Annotated in this window: 11 protein-coding genes; all 11 read right to left on the minus strand. The window is 41.1% G+C overall.

Annotated features, from left to right (window positions below; translation table 11 throughout):
• Positions 1–3: 3 nt before the first annotated feature.
• Entirely contained in the window at positions 4–3123 is a 3120-nt protein-coding gene (locus B2107_RS17415) for a DUF6298 domain-containing protein (RefSeq protein ID WP_293956974.1), read from the minus strand.
• A 2-nt stretch (positions 3124–3125) separates the two neighbouring features.
• Positions 3126–4748, minus strand: a complete 1623-nt coding sequence (locus B2107_RS17420; protein ID WP_293956975.1) for a polysaccharide lyase — start codon at positions 4746–4748, stop codon at positions 3126–3128.
• 16 nt (positions 4749–4764) lie between these two features.
• A complete protein-coding gene (locus B2107_RS17425; RefSeq protein WP_293956976.1) occupies positions 4765–6396 on the minus strand; it encodes a polysaccharide lyase in 1632 nt (543 codons plus the stop codon).
• A gap of 119 nt (positions 6397–6515) precedes the next feature.
• Positions 6516–8546 (minus strand): RagB/SusD family nutrient uptake outer membrane protein, encoded by a 2031-nt coding sequence (locus B2107_RS17430; RefSeq protein WP_293956977.1) that lies wholly within the window; start codon positions 8544–8546, stop codon positions 6516–6518.
• 86 nt (positions 8547–8632) lie between these two features.
• Complete coding sequence (locus B2107_RS17435; RefSeq protein ID WP_293956979.1) at positions 8633–11896, minus strand: SusC/RagA family TonB-linked outer membrane protein; 3264 nt, start codon at positions 11894–11896, stop codon at positions 8633–8635.
• A gap of 15 nt (positions 11897–11911) precedes the next feature.
• Positions 11912–12484: a DUF3826 domain-containing protein gene (locus B2107_RS17440; protein ID WP_293956980.1), complete on the minus strand. Its 573-nt coding sequence runs from the start codon at positions 12482–12484 to the stop codon at positions 11912–11914.
• A gap of 216 nt (positions 12485–12700) precedes the next feature.
• Positions 12701–16153, minus strand: a complete 3453-nt coding sequence (locus tag B2107_RS17445; RefSeq protein WP_293956981.1) for a malectin domain-containing carbohydrate-binding protein — start codon at positions 16151–16153, stop codon at positions 12701–12703.
• 53 nt (positions 16154–16206) lie between these two features.
• The gene (locus B2107_RS17450; RefSeq protein WP_293956982.1) at positions 16207–19005 is read right to left on the minus strand and encodes a glycosyl hydrolase family 95 catalytic domain-containing protein; all 2799 of its coding nucleotides are present in this window, start codon (positions 19003–19005) and stop codon (positions 16207–16209) included.
• A complete protein-coding gene (locus B2107_RS17455; RefSeq protein WP_293956984.1) occupies positions 19005–20591 on the minus strand; it encodes a glycoside hydrolase family 28 protein in 1587 nt (528 codons plus the stop codon). Before B2107_RS17455 ends, B2107_RS17450 begins: the two co-directional genes overlap by 1 nt.
• 1 nt (position 20592) lies before the next feature.
• Positions 20593–22131, minus strand: coding sequence for an MGH1-like glycoside hydrolase domain-containing protein (locus B2107_RS17460; RefSeq protein ID WP_293956985.1), 1539 nt, complete (start codon positions 22129–22131; stop codon positions 20593–20595).
• Positions 22132–22238: 107 nt separating this feature from the next.
• Positions 22239–24950, minus strand: coding sequence for an alpha-d-galacturonidase (locus tag B2107_RS17465; protein WP_293956987.1), 2712 nt, complete (start codon positions 24948–24950; stop codon positions 22239–22241).
• Between the last annotated feature and the right edge of the window lie 61 nt (positions 24951–25011).

Here is a 25011-nt window from a genome sequence, read left to right on the forward strand (position 1 = left end):
TTGTTATTTCTTGTTTAACCAGATAATTTCTGAACCTTTTGTATAATTGCTCAAATTCATGTGCTTGCCTAAATTGATCTGCTCGATTTTGGTAATCGCTCCGTTTTTCGGATTAATATGTGTCATTTCAAAACGTCCTTTATAATCAGATAAGTCAATGTCTTCACTTATAGCTTGCTCGCTATAAATAATCAATCCTTGTGCGCTCTTTAATAGCCACATACCTTTGTTGACTTGTACAGTTTTCATCGCTGATGCTGCACGGTAGAAATCGTTGTTTCCTATCTTAGGTAAGTTTGCCATAGAACCACCAGCCATAAAGGAGGCCCAGGCCATCGTTGGGTAATTGTCCGCAAAGTATAACACGGCTTTATCTGGATATCTTGTACGGTATTCGGATACGGCCTTATAAACAGCCTCCATCGATGTTTTCTTTGGTTTCAACAAGCGTGCATGCTGACGTGGCGCCAGATTTTGCCCACCTTGGGGAGCATAGGTCTTTCCATCGGCTTGGTAGTGCCAGTAGCGGATGTCAATGACCTGAATTTCTTTGGACCGTTCGGTATCGGCCAAAATAGCATCCTGTACGTCTTTCGTCGCGCTCAAACCAATAATTGGATTTTTTCCCGTCTCAGCCTTCCATTCTTTGATCACATCGATCCAAAACTGAACGAAATGCAAGGGTCCAGTATATTCGGCACTGATCATCTGAATAACGCCCGAGTTGTCTTTAAAGTTATTTAAACATTGACGGATGTACGCGCGGTGTAATGCCCGACGAACAGGATTACTGATATCATAGAACTGTTCGGCCATAAAAATACGTTTGTTTCCGGCATAAGGAACAGGCTCTGGAAATCCAACATTGTTAATATTATTGGCGGTCCGCCATGGAAAGTCAGCATAGTGCGCACCGGCTTCGATAATATTATGCTGGAAATAATTTTGGTGAATCAAGACTAAACCTTTTTGGTCGGCTAGATCTGCATATTGTTTCAGGCGTCCCCAGTAAAATTTGTTGTACTTGGTCAAATCATACTTAGACAGGCCGTCATAGGCTAGCCCTTGGCCACTACGCGCAAAGGGCAGTTCATAAAACGGCGGCCACACTTCCCCATTGATCCGACGAATACGTTCGTGATCGTCACGTCTCCGATCGTACCAAAGTCCGTAATTGTGATCAATGGCGATAATATTATCTTTTTTTAATGAATCCGTCATCTCTTCAAGATCGTCCGTCAACCCCGCGCCAACCTCTCCAGGCACATAGCGCGTGATATGTGGTTTAGCTTTTTCAGCACCATGCGGTCGAGCGCTGCCACTCCACCAGGGAACATCCGATTTGGCTCCTACGAGTATTTCATCACCGCGTACCAACCAACCGTTTTCGACACGCATATCGGCTTGTTTTTTTGCTGGAGTAGTCTCTTTATAGCCGATCTGATCGATGGTTTTTACATTTGCGGTCGTATTTAAGGGATAACGATCACCGGCTTCTGCAATAAAGTCAACCAGTTTTGCCATTGGGTTTTCAGACTGACGTGTCAGCTCCATGGCAACACTGGCAGGAGGGCTACTGGATGCTTCGGTCAGCACTGGCAACAGTACTGCGCGTTCATCAGCCGCTAGGCCAATCCTTTCCCGTAACTGTGCATAATACAAGCTTTTGGGCTTGATATATTCATTCGATTGCTCCCAGTAGCCATTTCCCTGAAATTGAGACCAAATCCCAAAAGCCCAGTTTTGCGCCGTCGGCGGTTGGTAACATTCCACAAGTCCAGCTGTCGACTGCCAAAATACAGAATTTGCTGCCGACCATCCAGCTCCCTGACCATCTTGACCTCGGTTTTTGTAACTAAGGGCCTGTGCATCTATATCCGCGTTATCAAATAGAATTCCTGACGCCCAACTGTCAACACTGCCACTAAAACTGAATGGCTCTACTGCCTGACATTGGACAAAAGCATTTGGACCTGCTGCCAGGTAGCCTACAGCGAAGTCATGATAGCCATGCTCAGAATAAAGCCGTTGAAACAGGGTTTGTTGCCCCTTTGTAAAAAAAGTATATCTTCGTTGTCCACCAATTTCTGACACTGGATTCAGAGAGATACAATCTTCTACAGTCAGTTTTTGAGTACTTGCTAAAGCATAAACCGCTGATCCTGCGAAATATTGAAATCGCATACGACGCACCCAAACGTTTTCCGCATTTTCAATGGTAATGGCCATCCAGCGGTGGTCTTCGTCCTTGGGGTTATTTGAATCGAAAGCGGATTGGAGGGCAATATTTTCTATACCAACATTTTCGATTCTTCCTTTCCAAGTATATTGTTCAACTGTAGCTTGGCCATAGCGTTTATCCAATGCTGTTGTGATTGGCGCATCGATCTCGATACGATTACCTTTCACAGCGACAATCGTTCTATCCCAGGTAACATCACGTTGCCCAGGCTTCCAGCCTAAGGAGGTAATGCCACCACCAAAATGATCGGTACCAAGCTGATTAATCCAATTTTGGGTAGAAGGTCTTGTAATCCTAATTTTATCTCCAGCTTTATAGGAAGCTGCACGATCAATTTCCAATTCCCGCGCGTTGACAGGGACGTAAGAACTTGTTACGTTTGCTTTTTTTGCAAATGTGATATCGTCTTTTCCGACAACACGGATGAGTGTTTCTCTTGTTGTTCCTTCACCAATGATGACAGTTCCATTTGTTGTGAAACCACTGCCACGCAGAATTACACCTGAGGCACTTATTTTAAGGGAACCGGAAACAACATAGGTTCCGGCTTGTAAGAGAACTGCACCGCGCAACCCATCTTTACCTAAAGGCAAGGATGCGACATAGTCGATAGCAGCCTGTATACGTTTTGTCGCATCTCCCGTTTTTACAGGAACGACAACAGCAATCTGGGCTGTAGGAATAGCTTCGTTCCCCCCTTTGTATCCTGCATAAGAAAAGTCAGGAATTTGGTTTCCAAGCGAATCTGCATGGTAAACGAACTTTGACTCATCCCATACCAGAGGACTATATACCTTCATTTTTTGTGCATGTGCAGAATAAGCAATGCAGGTGAAAGCATATAATGCGATACAAGAAAAGAGCGAACTTCTTTTTATCATAACTATTTTTTATTTTTTGGCACGACGGCATCTATTGCAACCACCCCATTTAAATAATTCTCAATATTGGCATAGCCGTTTTTCGCTATTTTTCTAGAATCACTTGGATCATTTGGATTCAACCCCATACTTTTTTCTACATTATCTGGAATGCCATCGTTGTCCGAATCTTGGTAAGGCACCCCCTGATATGCCGGATAGCCACCCACTTGTGCGATATGGGATATAATGCCTTGTTTGTACGAGTCTTCTGGAAGGCGTCGTTTAACATATGCAGACACAAATCCATGTTGCGCTTTTGTTGTATCATAATATACTTTATTCTCTGACACTTGCCTAATAATCCGTTGATCAACAGCGTCCTGTTTTGGTAGAAATGCACCTACATTTTCAAGAACATAGTTGTAAGCATCCTGAGCAGATAGTGTGGTAACAGGAGCCATTGGAAACGCCTTATCCACACGGATTTCTTTTGCACGATCACCAACATTCGGTAGATCTTCAATCTGGATGCCTCCGGCCCAGTTATTTTTAGTGACCTCTGGAAAACCTTCTACCACATTTCCATGCGCATATACTTTCCCATACTGATCTTTAAAGGCTTTGTCTCTTCCAGATTCTGGCTTTAAGATACGATACGCAATCGGCTTATCTTTTGGTGTAATGGGGCCAGGTTTATAGTAATTATTGATAAAATTAAATAACGACCTGTTATCACCACCATCAGCACTTCTATTCCACCAGTTCCAAATAACATTATTAACAAATCCAAAGTCACCATACATTCCTATGGAAGGATTCCGACTGATATTTGATGCCCATAGGTTACGCATAAAGGTACTGTTTAGACCACCTATTGTACTTCCGAAAGCGTGGTTGTACGCATCCAGTGCTTCAGAAAAAATAGAATTTTGGATGGTAATATTAACAGTAGGTAATTTGAGATTCTTACCTTCACGGTCGTATACATGTCGGTAGATAGACATATTTTCATCCAAACCCCAGCTAGCAGACACGTGGTCGATCATAATATTTCCGACTACGTTGCCACCGACAGCATCATCACGTCTCGTTACATCGGTTTCACCGCGGCGGAAACGTAAAAACCTTAAAATGACATCGTGCGTATCAATCAGAAAAGATTCTCCGGCCACACATACCCCATCACCAGGGGCTGTCTGTCCAGCAATCGTAATATAAGGCGCTCTGACAACAATTGGTTTTTCAAGTTGAATAATACCAGCAACATTAAATACAACGATACGGGAACCACCGGCTTCACAGGCTTCTCTCAACGTTCCGGGACCAGTGTCCGCAAGACTTGTCACGACAAAAACTTTTCCTCCTCGTCCACCAGCCGTATAAGCGCCTCCACCTTCAGCACCAGGAAATGCTTTAATTTGCGCTTGCGGTAAGTCACTCGGTTTTGCAGCCCAAGGGATATAGGGTTTACCTTCTTTCTTAATAACTTGCTGTGCTTCGGCCCAAACTTTTTCTAAGCGTATGATTTCTGCATTTTCCCGTTCTGTAGCCAATTTTTTCAGGGAATCTGGAACAACCGGATATTGACCCAATGCCGCTATGGGGCTTATTAACCCCAATAGCAACACAGTATTTCGGTTCATTAATGATGTCATAGCTTTATTTAGTAGCTAATTTATTCAGATAGATTTCGATATTCGCATAACCTGATGCTGTAATCTTCGCTGAATCACTCGGATCATTTGGGTTCAATCCCATTTCTTTTTCTACCGCATCTGGAATACCATCATTGTCCGAATCCTTATATGGTGTACCTTTGTAGACGGGATAACCGCCTACTTGGGAAATATCCGTAATAATGCCAATCTTATAGGAGTCTTTTGGTAATCGTCTATGCTCAAAATCTTTTTCAGGCAGCTTCACGTTGCTTAATAACTTCACCGGTTTACCATTTTTCACATCACCTATAACACGTGTATCGACAGGATCTCTTTTTGGTAAGGTCGCACCTGCGTGATCAAGTACATAACCATAGGTCTCCTGCGCAGTCATTACAGGGAAACTAGCATGTGGGAATGGTTCCTTAACGCTCATTGCAGCGAAATAAGGCTGAGCTTCAGCATAAGTCATCGCATCCCCTTTTTTATTTTCCAGTTGCACACCACCATCCCAGTTGTTAGCCGTTACTTTCTCGTTTCCTTCAACAATATTACCTTTGACATGCGCCCGGCCGAATACCACATAAGGCAATTTACTTCTACCCGATTCAGGTTTCAAGATGCGGTAACTTACAGGCTGATTTAAAGGTGTCGCTGGTCCTGGTTTAAAGTAATTGTTGACAATATTGTATGTCGCTTGGTAATCACCACCATCAATTGAGCGGTGCACCCAATTGTACACAACATTATTGTAGAAATTGAACAGACCATTCCAACCAATAGATGGGTTACGAGCCGCATTATTTGCCCAAAGATTGCGCATGAATGTGCAATTCTCACCACCTAAAGTACTACCAAATGCATGGTTCCATGTATCTAATGCTTCAGAGAAAATAGAATTTTGGATGGTAATATTTACAGTACCACGTTTTTCTTCTGCTTTTCCAGTACTATCATTATACATGTGGCGGTACATGGACATATTTTCGTCCAAGCCCCAGCTTGCTGAAACGTGGTCGATCATAATATTTCCGACAGGATTACCACCGATAGCGTCATCCCGACGGCCAACGTAAGTTTCGCCCCGTCTAAATCTCATATGTCGGATCAAGACATCGTGTGTATTGATCCAAACAGATTCACCGGCCACACAGACACCATCACCTGGGGCAGATTGTCCGGCGATAGTCACATACGGCGCACGAATAATCAATGGCGTTTTTAGGCGGATGATACCAGAAACGTTAAATACGATAATGCGAGGACCACCTTTTTCACAGGCCTCCCGCAATGAACCAGGACCATTATCTTCTAAGCTAGTCACCACATATACCTGACCGCCACGACCACCAAAAGTAAATTTACCACCACCTTCCGCTTCCGGGAAAGCCAAAATCTTAGCTTGTGGAAGATCATCAGGCCGCCCCGCCCAAGGAATATAAGGTTTACCCAGCTTTGCATATTCTTCTATGACAGGTAAAGCTTTTTGCCACGCTTCGTCAGATTGCTCATATGCTTTTTTCATTAGGTCATCTGTAGACTTCTTAACGTCTTCTGGTATTTTGGGATATTGACAAAAGGCAATGCATGTGAAAAGGCTCAACAATGCTGTCAGCGTTATTTTATGTAACATGTTTATCTAGTTAGTAGGATTTATAATTTCTATTTCAAATATATGTCAACTGTACATTTATTAAAAGCAATGTATGTCACAATACGCATACATTGCTTTGATATTCTGTACGTGGGAAACTATTTTAAAGGATCGAAAGATCCGGAACCATTCATGCTATCCCAACCCAAAGTTTGCTGTAAATAGGGAGAGGTAGACAAAATTGTCTGATTGAGTCCGAAGAAGTAATATTGTGGATACCAGGAGAAAGTCCATGATCCATTTGTGGGATCCAAATCGTCTTTTTCTGCAATATTAAAGTAATTGTCGTATAAATAATCCAAATATTCATCTTGATTCGTGATTCCAGAAGGATACGAAGAGGGCTGACGCTCTATTACCGGCACGCCGCTTTTACTGTCCCTTAATAGCGGATCTAGATCACCAACGTATTCCGCACCACTATTTTTTACAGTAATAAATAAGCCTGTACGCCTTGTTCCATTCAATGGTTTCACTCCGATTCTTTGCGCAGTAGGAGAGTCTGCCTCGAAAAGCTTCCATCTCCTTAAATCGTAGAATCGTTTTCCCTCGTAAGCGAACTCTAATCTACGCTCATTAATCACAGCCCCAAATAACTTATTTCTATTTCCTATTGCAGCGCTTAAACCATAAGATCCATCCTTATTTTCAAGCCCAGCACGTTTACGAATCTCAATAATTCCCGCAAGTCCTTCTGTTAATTTATCTGAACCAATAGCCGATTCAGCTAAATTCAATATCACTTCCGCAAAGCGTAATTCAATAAAATCAGTTCCACTTTGTTGGAACCCTGCTCCGCCATTCGATATTCCAGAAGCTTTTGGATCAGAACCCTTTTTCAAATATATACCGCTGGCATTGGCACCTTGGGTTTCTGTAGACACATACGCTCCCTTTTTATTTTTCCAATAATAAGTCCACTGGCGATATTCGCTACCACTCGCATATGGGAAAAGCGCACCGTTAAATACAAATGTCTTTGAAAATCGTGGATCCCTATTTTTATAGAACTTTCGTTTATCATAACTATAAGTAGATGATGGATCATCTATACTTTTCCCGTCTAACATTGGAAATGCATCCAGCATTTGTTTAGTAGGGGAAATAGACCCAGAACCAGAGAGTGCACGAGGTCTAACCACTTGTTCCCATCCATTATTTTTAACAGCCCCGCTTGTTGAGGTTAGATTATTAAATCCATAGACTATTACCGCTTCCGAATTTGCACTGCCTTCAGTCAAAAACATGTCAGCCCAAGATTTGCCATTTGCTGTACCACCATTCTGAAACAAACCAAAGCCATTTTGCTCCAGCAAGTTTTTCGCCTCCAAATTGGCAGTATATGCAGCTTGCCACCTCTCACGAGAATCGTTTGGATTAAATTGCGGACTAGCATAGGTTAACAAAACGCGTCCTTTTAATGCTGCTGCTGCCCCACTTGTGATACGGCCCCAATTTGCGGCATCCCATTTTCCTGGCAAAAGACTCTTTGCCAGATCTAAATCCTTTACAATTTGAGCAACGCATTCCGCAGTGCTGCTCCTTTGAACAGAATTCTCTTCATTATTTCCGACAACGGGTGTCTGTGAACTTAACACTAAAGGCACACCGCCATACATCCGAACCAATTGAAAATATTGAAATGCGCGCCAAAAATATAGTTGACCTTTCATTTGGTTTCGCGTTGCCTCGTCAACTCCTCCTTGATCGATTTTTTCTAAAAAAACATTGATCTCCTTCATTCTGGTCCACACGTTATTTCCTACGCTTGCTGACATTCGTTGACCAAAATATTTATTAGCATGATTATTAATGTAAGAGATCGTATTCCATTTTTTGTTATAATCCGTTTCCCCCGCCAATTCATCTGTCGTTTGGGTAAATGTATTGCTATACCCTCCATTTTCAGACGCATCTTGCGTCGCCACAAATGTTTGCGCATTATTTGGCGGCAAAAACAAACCGTAAACATAATCTACATACGCACGCGCCAATATGGGATCTTTGAATACATCATCCTCTTTGACAGCAGCTAAGTCCGTTTTCTCCTCTAGAAAATTATCCTTACAAGCTTGATTTGCCAAGAGTAGGCATACTAATGCTATATTGAAAATTGATATTTTTTTCATCTGTATATAATTTTATTCCATCATTCGATGGAGCTGATCATTCAATCAAATTATCTTTAGTTTGTATTGAACAGTTTATTTTCACGTTATAATGTTACATTTACACCAAAAGAATACGTGCGCAAGTTTGGATATGTATCCCAAGCCGCTCCATTACCATCCTTATATTTAAATGGATTATAAATAGTTAATGGATTCATAGCGCTGGCATACACACGAGCATTGGCTACTTTTAGATATTTCACCAGTTTTTCAGGTAATCTATAACCTACATTGAAACTACTCATACGGAGCTGAAATGCTGGAACTGACCAAAAATTAGATACTCTATTATAAATATCAGACCATTGTGGGTTCGGCATTGTACCCGTAGGATTAAGATCTGGATCGTAGATATTTCCCCAAATGACAGGAAGATTGGTATAAACACGCGAAATATCGTTATTCAGTTTATTCCGTTCAGTAATTTCAGCATATCCACCAAAGGTTCCAGTCAATACCGTCTCAGCGCTAAAGCCTTTATAACCCGCTTTAAAAGTCATCCCTAATGCGTAATGGTTTGTATTATTTTTTGCTAATTGTATTTGGTCATTTTCGTTAATGATTCCATCTGGTCCCGCAAATGTACCATCCGCTTGGAGTGCCCCACGGACATCGCGGTAATAAAGCATACCCGGTCTTAGCTTATCAGCGGTCTCTTCAAATACTTGTTTAATATTATATTGACTTACGTAGTTGTCAATATCTTGCTGCGTTTTAAACATTCCTAAATAATCGTATCCCCAAGCACCGTTGTCAGATGGCCCATTCGGACGTGCTTTCCAAGGGTATAGAATATCTATGTCATTAAAATCTCCCAAGATAACCTTATCATTAGACCAAGAAAAACGTGTGCTGATACCATAGTTAACCTCATTAACCTTATCTTGCCAACCTAATTCAAACTCATAGCCAAAGGTATTTTTACGGCCATAATTTTCCGCCGCTACAGATCCCCCAACTGAAACAGGAATATTCCCTGTTCTTATTACCAGAAGATCATAACCTTTGTTGTAGTAGCCATCGATTGTTGCGGATAATCGACTATCTAGAAACCGCGCATCAATTCCAATATTATTTTTATATTCATTGGCCCAAGTCGCATTTCTATTCGGGGATTTTTCCATTTTTAAGCCAGTACTCGCATCAATGGAGTTATTATTTTCACCAAAGACACCACCTTTTCCCTGCTGATAAGTGTAACGTTGTAACCATCCCCAGGCAGCAGTCTGGTCATTACCGAGCTTACCATGAGACAAGCGTAACTTCAAATAATTAATCGCATTCGAATGGAAAAAGCTTTCTTCACTGATCACCCAACCTGCAGAAACATTGTAAAAATTTCCCCAGTAATTCTCCGGAGCAAATTTTGTTGACGCATCCGAACGAAACAAAATCTCTCCAAGATATTTATTACCATAACGATAGTTCAAACGTCCCACATAACCTAGTGTTCCTGATTCATAAGCGGCCGTACGCCCGCTCACCGCTCCAAAAGCGGTGTTAAATTGGCCATTCGTTGTTGCCAAAGGATCGTCTTTCCAAACATCTTCTTGTGAACTATTAGCCTCCGCTTTCTCAACAGAAAATAACCCAGAGAAATTATGCTTTTTCCATTGTTTATCATAAGTAGCGGTAAAATTTACCTGATAGTTGCTACCTGCCGCATTCGAAAAATAGACTCTGTTACCATTACTAAAAGTAACTGCTTTAGGATCTGTAGCAAGATCATAGATATGCCCATTGTCGCCTGCTCTTGTAAAGGTATACGTCTGATATTTTGTACCTATTTGTGTACCTCTATCATTTTTTAAATTTCGATTGTAAGATCCGCGTAAGATCAATCCATCAAGCCATGGTGCTCGATATTCCCCATTTAAGTTGATACTGAATTGCCGGGTGTCTGACGTTGCCAGATTACCAAGTTTTTGCAATTCAAAATAGTGATAGGCTGATAGATCTCCTGATGTCCCGGGTAATCGAACGGGCAAACCATTAACATACGACGGCACATAAGGAGAGGCCAACAATAAGTTACGATAATCGTTGTCATCATTCTCACCGCCTATTTTGTTAAAAGTTTTCTGCAAGTTTCCGGTATTTCCAGACACTTGTATCCCTACTTTGAAGTTACTTGCTACTTGAATATCGCTACCTGCCCTAAAGTTCCAACGATCATAGTCGAGCGTGCCTAAATTTCCGTCTTGTTTGCTGTATGCAACATTCGCAAAATAGGTTGCTTTATCAGTTCCCCCCGAAACATTCAAAGAATGTCGGGTCAAATAACTCGATTTCCATGCATCATCCAGCCAGTTGTAGGAATGATTTTTAAAGTAATCCAGCTCATCCTGTGAAAAAAACCATTTATCAAAGCCCGGCTTTGTCGCGTCACTATTGCTTCCATTCGGCCCGTTCATGATATTGAAATACATACCATATTGGTAAGCATCCATCATTTTTGTTCGATAAGCTTCATCGTTAATGGCATATGAACCGTTATAGCTAATCTTTGGCGTGCCTACTTTTCCTCTTTTCGTCGTAACCAAAACAACACCATTTGCCCCTCTAACACCATAAACTGCAGCTGCCCCATCTTTCAAAAAAGATATACTCTCAATTTCAGAAGGATCTAAATTGCCGAACAATGTTGCATCAGGTTGATTCTGTCCATCTACCTGAACCATACCATCAATAACGTATAGAGGATCTGTTGTCCCTCCATCTTTACTTGGCCCCATAGGTTTTCGTATAGTTAAAGACGCTTTCGTGCCAGGTCGAGTATTGCCTCCACTTACACTTAGTCCAGTAACACGACCCGCTAACGCAGCACCCACATTCGTCGAAGGTAAATCTTCAATTTCTTCAGCTTTTATCGCCACAACCGATCCAGTCAAATGTGCTTTTTTTTGTGTGGTATAACCAACTGTCACAACCTCTTCGAGCTCCTGACTTTCAGCCTCCATGCGTATGTTTAACACATTCTGGTTTCCAACTGGTATTTCTAATCTTTTATAGCCAACAAAATTGAGCACCAAAATCTCATTTCCAACTGGCAAATTTAGCCTAAACGTACCATCTGCATCCGTTGAAGTCGCAGTTTTTGATCCTTTAATGGATATCGTTACCCCTGCAAGCGGTTTTCCATTTTGATCAACCACCTTTCCTGTTATATTTTTAAAAAAAAGCAGATTGAGTTCACTTGAATTCGCACCATAAGAGAAGCATGGAACGGCTCCGCCTGTCATTATTCCAATAGCGAGCAGCTTTGCCAACCGAATAGAAGATTTTCTTGGAAATATAAAGTAATTCATAATTTAGGTCCTTGTTTATTGGTTTGTTTTTTTGAGTCTCGCGGCCCAGTTGTCACCTTCCTCCTTCAAATTATAGCCGTGAGACGCTAAATAGTTATTGATTTTGCCTTTGTATTTACCGAACCAAGCGTGTTTTTTTTCCGAAGATTCGGCCTGCATGGCAAAATCTCGAGCTTCATAAAGTAAACTGTCAATCATCTGTACTTCATCTTTTGAAAGACCGGGAATCATATCTTGATAGGCCTTTACGGTGTTCGGATAAACATGATAGGTCATGCCGTTTTTAACCGCTTCAACTTCTGCCGCTGTTAAAACTTGTTTTAACCGGTTTACGAAAGCTTGATTTAAATTGGTAGTTTCCTGAAGCGTCTCCTGTGCGATCTGCTCTTTTAGACTCTTATCCGTATTCTCCTTGATTTTTAAATCGCGAAGCGAATAACAGGCATTCAAAAGATAATATTGATCACGAATAATGTGAACGGCTCTCTCTTGCTTGGCCTGATCTGCTAGTGCTAGTTTAGCTACAATTTTTGCAGACCGATCTGTAATAGTTTTCCAATAGGCGTCTTCTGTTTGACCAAATGTCATAGACACGCTCAAAAATAAAATTGTGAATAATGTAAAACGTTTCATAGGCATGAAATGGTTTATCCCTTTTTTGGTTATTAAATATTAAATAAAGTCCCTTAACTTTATTTCCGTTATAATTGCTCAAAATAAACGTCAAAACGACACAAAATTTTAAGTGCTCAATATAACTGAAAATTTCATCGGCAACCGTCATGTACTATCCTGACCCACTTGCTATTTGACCTCTAGACTATCTACAATAACACCTTTACAGTCAACACCATAGAGTTTAATAAAGTAAGTCCCAGCATTGATCATTGTCTTTGTATCAGTATTGATATAATTCCACTTTCCGGAACGCGTAGGTTCCAACGATACAAGAGTTTTAGACACCAACACCTGCTTATTTTTGTCTAAAACTTCATAGTAAGCTCGACGAACTTCCTTAAATGGATTATGATACTTCACCGATAATGAATACACATCCGCTGCACCGACCTGAAACTCCCAAGCGATATAACTCTCACTAGTATTAAATACCAAACGCTTTTGTCCGGCAAACTCAATTTCGGAAACCCCTTCCCGCCAAAGGGCCTGATAGGCTTTATAGTTTTTGACCTCTTTCAAGTCATACACTGGAAGAAGCCCGCTCTGCTGCTGAAAAACCACAATACCTCCGCCGCGATCAGTTTTCAGCAAAACTTCCTCGCCTGCCTTTAGCACTTTACGGAATACGGCAAAATATTTTCCTGTATTCAATTGCACACTGTCTTTGGTACTTTCAAAATTTTCAGGTTTCTCATTTCCTAGATAGAAAGCAGTGGTAGGTTCTTTAAAACGTAGATGATAGGTGCTATCGCTATCAAGCTCAAAATAATCTGAGCCAAACAAGGATGGAGGCAAGGAAAAAAACGATGTTACGCTAGCGCCATCCTTTTTCAATACACTGCCTATATCCAGCCAACTATGGAGTTTTATATGCTGACGCGCTAAATCTAGATTATAATGATCTTGACCGCTTGATTCTAAAACTAGGTGAATATGCTCCTTTGTGGCGATGGAAATCGCTTGTAACACTGCTTGTCCAGCATAAACACGTGGGAAATTGATAACGATCTTTCCGTCAGCAACCCTCACAGTATACCTTTTTCTGACTGCACGCTGGAACCCTGCTTCTTTATAAATATCAAACTTATGTTCTACAATTTGACCATTAATAGCAATGTCAAAAATACGATCTCCTTTTCCGGATGAAAACTTCCCATACCAGGGCTCGGCAAAATAGAGTTCGACGAAGTAATCTCCATTAGTTACGTCAAATTGATAGCCCAACTTATCCAGCCCATAGCGGAAGCTCTGAAAAAGAGGCCAGTCTCCAGTTCCTTTAATTGGATCAAAAATAACGCGTTGACTGGCAAAATAAGTGTTCATCCCTTCAAAACTATCTGCCCAAGATTTACTGCCCCAGCCCAATTTAGACCGATACGGTTGGTCAGCTTTCCATTCTGCCCCGTATTCATCTGTATAATTATCGCCACCGCAATTCACACGGTAGAGATAATGATATCCAAGATCTGGTTTTAGAATTTTGGATGAGCCTACGGAAAAGTCTCGAAAATGTGGACTTTCGGGAAAATTATGTAGTATAACGGTGTCACGGCTAACGATCTTTCCTCCTATTCGTCCCTCGGCGTACAATATATTATACCTCACCTCAACACCATCAAATTCAATATGCTTTCCAAAACCAGGATGTTGCTTTTTTCCAAGTGACAGGGATCCTATATCATTGAAAAGTTCGACTTCCTCACAATTCGAAAAAATACGAATGTTGTCTTTCACTCCAGGGGCCAACCACCGATTTGGCCAAGAATGCATGGCGATATAAACCATTGGATGCTTCTTTTTACCATAATGCGACAGATACATGTAATAAGCGTCCGTAGGTTCTCCCCATGGGGTTAATAAACCTTTATAATTAACCGGTCCAATCCTGTCAATATCACGATTTCCTTCTCCCCCCTGAATACGCCCCGGATTATCATGTGAGTTCCAAAGCCATAGATAATGACCAATCGCTTTGGTTTTAACAGAGTCTGCTAAACGAACTTTTGTTTGTAGTATATCAACAAAGCGCTCTTCGTTGTAGTTATTTTCGTTAGGAAGATAGGGTGGTTCGGCATGTAAGCCCAAGCTCCTCCAAGCGCCGTACTCTCCTACAAGCTGCTGCTTTTTAAGATCCTCTCCATAGGTATTTTGATTTCCCCCGTAAGTGCCTGTCCAATTTTGCGGAACATCCCAATCGGTACCACTACCGCCATTGCAGGTAGTCACCAGCCGTTGTATAGACGCCGTAGGATCTAATTTCCGAATTAGTGCTGTACATTCCCGTGCAAAATCTTCCGGTAGTGTGCTCTCATTTTCAAGGCCCCACAAAATTACTGAAGGGCTATTTCTACGTTCTCGCACCCATTCTGTTAACAATTTTTTGAAATTTTCTCGAAATGCCGGTGTGTCAAACCAGATATGGGCGGCAAGCTGTGTCCACAATAAAATACCATGACGATCCCATGCGTGTTGATATCGCAGGTTATGGGGTTGATGTGCATCACGAAATGAATTGAATCCGAGCGTTCTAATTTGTCTAATCCGGGCATCAATCTCCTCCTCATCAAAGGCATGTGATTGTCCCAATTTATGTTCATACTCCGCAATGCCATTAATAAATATGGGCTTTCCATTAACCAAGAGACTTTCGCCAGAGGGCTTTAAACCTTTTGACCAGCGAACAGACCGAATTCCGTAAGGTGTTTCTATTTCGTCGACGATCTTCCGACCTATCTTGATCTGCATTTTTATGCGATATAGGTAGGGTGAATCCACAGACCATAATTGTGGATTGGCCAAAACCAGATCTTTCAGCCGAATTTCCTTTGTTGTGTTTACTTTTATCTGATCTTTCAATGTAGATTGAAGAATTGATATCCCTTTTTGATCCAACACTTCGGTTACAATCTCCACATCTTTATTTCTCTGACTTTTATTACTCACTTCTACAACTTGATGTACGATCGCTTTTCGATGATCGGCAGTCTCATCGTTCCAGTAATGCTCGCCAAAAGGCGTAATAGAGACTTCATTTTTAATTAACAAACTCACAGGTCGAAAAACTCCCATAGGCTGTGATCCTTCTGAAAATCCACGCTCAGTAGAACATCCGCCATCCACCCAAGGAAGATCCATGATATGAGCTGGATGGTCTGCCCGAACAGCTAGCAAATTAGGACTCCCGTCCAACTTAATCGCATCAGTAACATCCAATGTAAATGTGGTTCTTCCACCCGCGTGATATCCTACCCGAACACCATTTAACCAAACTGTAGCATAGGAACCTACTCCCTCGAAGAATAAATAGAACCTATTCTTTTTTCTTTGCTGTTTGAGCGAGAAATTTTTCCGATACCAGGAGTAACCATGTAAATTGCCATGTAACAATCTACGATAACCTTCGTAGCTATCCCAATTATGAGGAACATCGACTTTCCGCCAGTTATCGTCTGTCTTAAAAGAAGCCTGGTGAAATCCATTATATCTCGCGGAATCTTTTTGATCCATTATCGTCATCCAGTCAGCATCCAATGTTACTTTTTTACGAACGTTCTGACCAAAAGAAAATAGCCCAAACACTGAGATACATATACAGCAAAAGAGTCTTCTTATCAACATCAACCTGTTCTTCATTATTTCTTTAAAATCAATTCCCTACCAAAAGCATAAGATTTGCCTTTCTTTGTTTGAATCTTTACTTCATGGTTCTGATAACGCAAATGGAGGTCTTCTCCTGAAAGTGATTCAACGGTAACCCCTAACAACTGACTGTCTTTCCATTCCATATTGATCTGAAATGCGCCTCGCGCTTTAATTCCCTTCACTTTTCCGGTGCCGATTTCAGTAGGCAGTGCAGGTAATAGCTCAATCCCATCGACATGGCTCTGAAGTAACATCTCCACAATTCCCGATGCCCCACCAAAATTTCCATCGATTTGAAACGGTGGATGGGCATCAAATAGGTTTGGATAAGAACCACCTCCATTATCCGCCGGCCGCAATAGCATTTTTACCATGCGATAAGCATGCTGCGCGTCTTTTAATCTAGCCCAAAAATTAATTTTCCATGCTAAGCTCCAACCTGTCCCTTCATCTCCCCGTAACACCAACGAGCGCTTTGCAGCTTCAACCAGCTGTGGTGTACCCATCAGATTGATTTCATTTCCCGGGAATAAACCCCACAAATGGGATACATGTCGATGTTTATTTTGCGGATCGTCCATATCTGCCAACCACTCCTGCAGTTGTCCATATTGCCCGATTTGGTTAGGTGCAATCTGATTCTGCATGTCGCTAATCGAATCCCGTAAAAGACTATCGCTATCCAGTATCTTGGAGCTTCGGTTGAAAATATCAAATAAGGAGCGAATAATCTGATGATCCATGGTAGGTCCCTTAACCAAACCTCCATTCTCGGGGGAGTTTGAAGGCGAGCTGACCAACCATCCCGTTACTTTGTCCTTGACAAGAAAATCCTTAAAAAATAAGGTAGCATCCTTAATAATTGGATAATATTCTTTTAAAAAGTGTAAATCTTGTGTGTAAAGATAATGTTCCCAAAGATGTCGCACCAACCAAGCTCCACCTGTGGGCCATATACCATGGTTGGAATTATTAATGGGAGCTGTACCCCGCCATATGTCTGTATTATGATGTAAAACCCACCCCCGAGCGGCGTAATATTCTTTGGCCGTTTCTGCACCCGCTACGTGAAGGTCTCGAATCATCTGAAATAAGGGTTGCTGCAGCTCAGAAAGACTCAATGCTTCCGTCGGCCAGTAGTTCATCTCCAGATTGATGTTGGTTGTATATTTGCTCCCCCATGATGGCTCTAAGGATGAATTCCAAATGCCCTGAAGATTCATAGGTTGGCTACCTGGTCGAGAAGCAGCAATTTGAAGATAGCGGGCGTATTGCACATAAAGCGCGAGCAGTCCAGGATCATCCAGCATTACCGCCCTTTTTAATCTTCTATCTGTTGGAATAGTATCGAGCTGGCTACTATCGCCAAGTTCTATTGCAAAACGATAGTACAAATTCTGGTAATCTTTTTGATGAATTTGATACAATTTATCAAAGTCCGACTTCCATAAATTTTTGGATCTATCTAATGCACTAGCAGCATACTGGTCGTTCAGTTCTCGATAAGATCTAAAATTGGTTGATGCAGTTAGATAAATCTGGACCTCATCGACCTGTTTTACAACAAGATAATTACCCTCATAAAATACCCGACCACCTTTCAATTTGAGCTTGACAAAGGCTGTCCCTCGCATCGAACCATTTTTGACCCATACTTCCATGCCGATGGATGAGTCCATCATGTGATCAAGTTTGGCACGCTGGTGTTTGGTCTTTAGAGCAAGTCTAAAACTAACTTTTTTCTTCTGATCAGCCTGCAGTCGTACACCGATAAAATTGTTAGGCTGGCTCGCAAAATAGGTTCTTGTGTATTGTACTCCCTTGAAAACATAATTAACCCGGACTTCTCCTTTATTCAAATCAAGCACGCGATTATAGCGTTCGGCCCCTTTGTGATCGAATTTTAAATTTAATGAACCAAAAGGCTGATAGGATGCCTGATAACTGCCTATTTTGGGACTGTTTGAATCTTGAATAAAGTATTTCCACGCTCCATTTAGGGAGATTAGTTTTCCGGTGGAACTTTTTAATCCTATTGACTGATTTGTATCCTTATATCCAGCTACACCTCCTTTTCCTTCTAAATTGATTACCTGAATTGCAATACTATTCCTCCCTTCTTTCAGTAGCTCTTTAGGTATTTGATACAATCTTCTGGTATCATCTCCCACCGACTGACCCACGAGCTTACCATTAATATAGGTGTAATCGTTAGTTCGGATTTTATTTAAATCCAACGACCAGAGCTCTGACAGCTGATTTTTCGAAAGGTGAAATTCATAACGAAACCAAACGGCACCATCCAAACCCTCCAGCCCCTGATTCTCCCAACCTTCATAATGCGGCACCGCTATACTTGGCCATTTACTATCATCAAAAACGAACGCAAAAGGCCCATGCTTTTGCTCGCGAATGCGTCCAATCTCTTTTAGCCAAGCACTAGGATCTTCCGATTCACTTTTAAGCCCCATAAATTCCCGCATCGCTAAAGATTCCGCACCTCTCTGTTGTCCTTGATCAAGTAACTCCCGTATATTTTGAAGATACTTTGATGCGCCTTTTTTATTGTAATTTCGTGGTCCATCTGTCCATAATGTCTCTTCATTAAACTGCAATTCTTCCTCCTCGACTCCCCCATAAACCATGGCTCCGATTCGACCATTGCCAATAGGTAACGCCTCCTCCCACTGTTTGGCAGGATGATCAAACCACACACGTGTTTGTGCAAAAGCGGAGCCCAAGGGCCATATCGACAAAAAGGACAATAAAATATACAGATACAAACGCATTATTTAGCTTCCAAAGGGTTTACATTTGACGTTAACTGACCATTTTTATAATTACCACGGAGTATTTGTTTTACACGAGCTAGATTATTACCGTGAACATAGATAGCTTCATTTGCTGGTCCGACTAAATCCAAAAAGAGTGCTGTACCTAACAATGGAAAGCAACTCTGCACATTCACTGATTTACAATTTTCAAGCTCAATAAGCGATCTTTCAGCCACCGGTGTGGTGTTTTTTATATTCAATAGATTCAGTTCTTTACCGTTGTTGACGGATAATAGCGCACCTTTTGTGATCGCGACGTTGACATTAGTCAATGTCAATCCATTCACATTGAGCGCTGAAAAACCTGTGGTTCCCTGCATGTTAATCTCCGAAAACACGACATTTTCAATTGGCATTTCTGCTAAGCCTCGCATATACCCAATGCGATTTGTTGTACCAGATAAATTGTTGATAAAGATGTTCCTGAATTTAGGCGTACGTTCACTAACAGGCCCAGGTTCACTTTTAGCATATTCCATATCGAGTACAATAGCCTGATCTCGAATATCACGCATGACAATATTGGAGACTTGAATATTTTCTACAATCCCACCTCTACCTCTTGCGGTTTTTAAACGTATACCACGATCTGTTCCGTCGAAAATACAATTGGAAATAACAATATTTTTCACGCCACCTGACATTTCACTCCCAATAACTACCCCACCATGTCCGCGAAGCATCGTACAGTTTGTAATGGTATAATTCTCTGCAGGGATATTGATTTTCCTTCCCGAACGATCCTTTCCGGATTTTATGGTAATGCAATCGTCCCCTACACTAATGTGACAATTGGCGATGCGAACATTGGAGCAAGATTCTGGATTGATACCATCTGTATTAGGCGAAGGAGGGTTATCTATTGTAACGCCTTCCACGGTAACGTTATCACAATATTGTGGATTAATTGTCCAAAACGGCGAATTTTGAATTTTAATATCTCTGATCTGTACATTTTTACAGTTTAAGAACTGTATAAACGGCGGGCGTAAAAATCCTCTCTCAATCCATCCCGGAAGGTCCGGAGCCAAAACATCTTTATTGAGGCGCTTAAACTCTTTTTGCCATTTGCTATCTTCTGTCTGCTTCTTAACTTCAACCTCCGAATAGCCCCACCATTTTTTACCGTGTCCGTCAATGAGCCCGCGTCCTTGGATACTGATATTCTCTAGATTATTACCGTAAAATAATGGCGAAAAGTTTGTAACAGCAGTTCCTTCCCAACGAGATTCAACCATAGGTAAATACTCATCAAAATTATCGCTAAAATGTAACTCCGCTCCAGCATCGATATAAATCGTAATATTACTTTTAAGATGAATGGGGCCAGTGACGTATTTCCCCGCTGGGAAATAAATCGTACCCCCGCCTCTATTGGACGCTGCTGTAATAGCTTTTTTGATAGCCAATGTATTACTTCCGGTGCTGTCCTTCCGACCACCAAAATCCATGACGTTGAGCCAAGTTTGTGCCTGCAAACCCAACATGAATAAACAGAGTAATACAGTTATTATTCCATGACGATAGCTCTTTATGATCATATTATTTTAAGTTAATCTTACAATTTTTTAAATCCTTTTGTTGCATTGACTTTACGCCGTCCACATAAATGGTCAGCCCCTTACCTTTATGATATTTCTCGCCAGTGACATCCCAGTAAATAGCAATGTTCTTATTGTGATACGTTAACTGGGTGAGTGAAAAGTAGTCCCAATGATCTTTCGAAACCAACGGTTTTATCTCAAGAATAGGATTAGTCTGTGGTTTTATTCCAATTAGATCCTGAATAATGACATCCGCAAAGGTAGAATGGTTATAAAACTTACTTCTCGGATGATCTCCCTTCAACCATTCGCCAGTTTTCTCATCTTGATATTCACCGATGTAGGGTTTACCATTCATCACATGGGATTTGGCATATTTATGGATCTGCTCGTATAAATCGTTTGCATCAACTGCTTTATTCCTTTTATAATCGCTTAAATAATTAGCCATCCCCCTGATGGTCTGTGAACTTGTAAAAGGCCAAATTGCACCATCCCATTCACAGCTATGTCCAGTTCCACGGGTTCGAAATGTCGGTTCACGCCGCTCAGCCGTAGTTGTTCCCCAAGCTGCATTAAATCCTGCGGTATCAGGTAGCTGCAGCCAAGCTTTTCCATAAGCTGTTCTATCCGGAGGTAAATGGAAATACCATGGGATAAAACCGATTGCTTCCCGCGTGGGGTGTAGCCCCCCTTTTTCCATCTTTGTTTTAAAAAACTGATCTTCGTTGTCCCACAGGGAATCCAATACCAATTGGCGTAAAGTCTGTGCATAGGACTTGTATTTTCTCTCTAATTTTGGATTAGACACCAATTTGGCAATTTTCGCAATCGCTACAGCGTTTCCATACATATAGCTATTGATTGACGGACGCATATTGTGAACCTTACGTCCACCCGACACCGACTCTTCCATACCATCTTGGACGTCAAATTGCCAAAAGAGCCCATTTTTAGTCTTTCTTTCTTTTTCCCACTTTTCAAAATCCAAATCCAAATCCAATAGACGGTCTTGTAGATATTGATTATCAGGATTAACTTTACAATAAGCTAATAAGGCATCAGGTAGCCACGAGCTGAATTGATGAAATCTTGGCTTCGATTGATTCTTGTCTGCATGATAAAGCCAAAAGTCGACGTATTCTTTTAGAAATGCATTGTCACGAATCCACCTTCCTTCATACAAATGGTGTCCGAGCGCACAACTGATTGAATTGTATTTTCCAGCATGCTTTACTGGCTCAATAAATTCGGTCACCAAGGTGCCTTCCGGACTAGATTTGATATGTTTTCGGTAAGACCACCATCGAAAATAATAAGTTTGCTCGATGTCCTTATCCGGACATTCAAACAAAGGAATATTAGCCATCATCCAGTCATAGGCATCCTTATTCGAAATATTATTGATTACTGCTTCGTTATCATTTTTGTTAAACTCTTGAACATAGCTATGAACTTTATCTTCTAATTTTTGCTGTGCCTTTACATACGATAGCGCAAAAAAAAGAAGCGCAAGAATAGATTTTATAATTTTCATTCCTTATTTAATATCAAAAAAGTTGAAGTAGATGTATGGTATTCTCGTAATATACCCACTTCGTTTAAGTTATTTATCCTGTACTATCCTGAAGGACATGGTTGTATTTACAATTTGGTTCCACGATAATAGCCAAACAAGTCGTCAAGATCATCTCCTTGATTGTCCACGTCTGCATTATATGAATTAGAGAGTTCCTCATGATCCACTATACCCAAAATAAGCACCTCTCCCTTTGGAATCTTCAGCTCATTGACCCCTGGAGGAAAGGAATAGGTATGAATATCGACCATGGGCATGTATTGTATGCGTATTGCATTACGCATCCTTGCCTCTGCTTGACCAAAATCGTTTGCACTTGCATCAATTTCCAGTATAGGTTTAGGCGCAAAAACCTTGTCATCACTATTAAAATAACCAATCAATATCTTCACTGCTTTATTATTCTTAAAGCGAAGATGTGTTCCCTGAAGCTTTTGCTTTTCGGCATTAATCTGTAGTGCTTGCAGTCCTTCCAATTCATGGGCCATATGGGTAACCACTAACTCCTGATCTGCATACAATTTTGCGCCCTTTTTCAATGGAATAAGTTGCTGATGATCCAAAAACGTAACCTCTTCTGACTTCAATACCGCTTTGGTATGTGTATAGACACCCGAAATTGTGGCTAAAGAATCTATCGCATGTTTAAAATTATTCAACTCCGCTTCAAATACAGGAAGCATCTCTTTCCAGTGAACGAACGAAGCATCAGCTCCACGCATAGGTATCTTACGTTGTTTAGTCTGCATGCTATTTGCATATAGATAGGCCTGATTTGTGATCTGCGTAAGTTTTCGATATTCCGTCACACTTTGCTCCAAATCTGGCAGCGCTTTCCGAAGCGCGCCAAGATCATGGGAATACTTGTATTGAAGTAGCTGAATAGCTGCCTTAACCTTATAGCTATAATGATTGGCCAACAATTGATGAATCCGTATATCAGTAAGCCAGCGATTAAATTCTGCAACATTTTTCATTGGTTTTCCTAACCCCTTAATCAGCGCGGCTGCACGATCTCCATGTTTCAAAATTTCTTCCGACACTTGGAGAGGTGTCTCCCCAACATGGCCTTCCTTGTGGTAATCTCTCTCGACATAATCAATTATCATTTCTCCTTCCGGAGCTTCAGATTCATAAAGAAGAGTAAACAGACCATAACGATAAGGATTTATCAATTGCGTCATCAGCATTCCGAGTGAAGATGTCTGTCTATTACCATCTGTAATACCAAATCGCCTAAGTATTTTGGGCGATATCTCACCAATTTCTTCGATAGCCAATAGTAAATTCAGTGCATCCTTCTCGGGAATGCCATAATATCGGGAAAGTTCATTCGACCAATAAGATTGCTCTTGTGACAAACCTCGATTTTCATTCCAAGCATATCGTGACCATGCCTTGTACCACATCCAGTCGCGATCTACCTGAAGCAATCTATTATTTACCTTGTCTGCTGCATATGGCCAGTCCCAGTAAGATGCCTGGGGGTAAATATGAATACCGTTTGAATGATGAACTTCGTGCATGGCTTTGACCGATTTTTGGATAAAATCAGGTGAGCCATATCTAAATGGTTCCAAGTTGGCTAAAATATGAACATTCTGAATATGAACAGTACCAATGGCACTTAAAGAGCGATGTAACTCGGCCCACTTCCCTCTTGGCGTATAGGTGGTCAGCGCCTCACCATTATATTTAGCCATAGTATAGAGGTTTTTATAAATTGGTAATGCAGCTTTCATAACAGCTGGTGCATCAGTATCGTGGGCTCTTAAAATAATCGGTGGCTCATCATGAGTACCTGATGCATGTAATCCGTCCTGTACTCCCGGGATGATGGTATTGGTAAACCAGTTAATATCATCTTGACCGACTCCCTCCATTGCCTCGCCCAACGTGATCAGTAATCCGACGTTTGGATACTTAGCCACAAAAGCAGCAATACTTTTGCGTGTGTAATCGGAAATTAGCGGTGTAATAGCGCGATTGCGTTCTTGAGTTTTTAACCCATGACGATCGGCAAAAGGCTTCGGAATGATGATGTTATAAAACATCTGTATAATCCAAATCCCCCTTTTGTTAGCTTCTTTTGTCAAAAAGGTATAGATCTCCTCGTTTTTATCAAGTGTTGCCTCATCAACTTCCAGCGCATAAGAATAATCTTTTAATTTCACCAATGAAGAAAAAGGGTGCCCATTCCATAAATACAAAGCATTATACCTGTTTGCAACCATCATATCCAAATACTTCGACCACAATTTTTTATCATAAAACCATGGAAAAGATTCAGGTGTATAAGGATATTCGTAAATATCATGCCCAGGCAAATACGCAGTTTTTTGAAGGCCAATGCTTGTGCCGCGCATAACCATTTTTGGCCCATCGGCTAAAAAGAATGGCTCAGCGTTCAGCCAATGCCTGTCTGCCAACAACGCCATACAGCCATATAACACCCCGGACTCATCTGTACCAATCAAAGTGATCGGATCTTTTTTGCTCTTTCGAAATAGAACAAAATGTTCTTTTTCGATCAATTTACTCCTGATTGAGTCTGGTAAAGATTTCCTTTGTACTGCCGTACTTACCTCAATATCGAGATGGTCGGTAACAATTGATTTCATCAATTCTTTTTGTAACAGATCAACTGCATATTGAAATCGTTCTTGATTTACAATCCCTTCCATCGTGTAACGAACGGTACTCCTTTTATTTCCAGCATAAAGTTCAGCAAGTATTGAAAAGACACAAAGTAACAAGCATAATAGTCTTTTGCACATAATTGGTTATTTATAATTCACTAATAAATGTTAATTTTACATATAAAATTTCAAACATTAA

The organism is Sphingobacterium sp. UBA7855 (assembly GCA_002500745.1).
Lineage (GTDB): Bacteria > Bacteroidota > Bacteroidia > Sphingobacteriales > Sphingobacteriaceae > Sphingobacterium.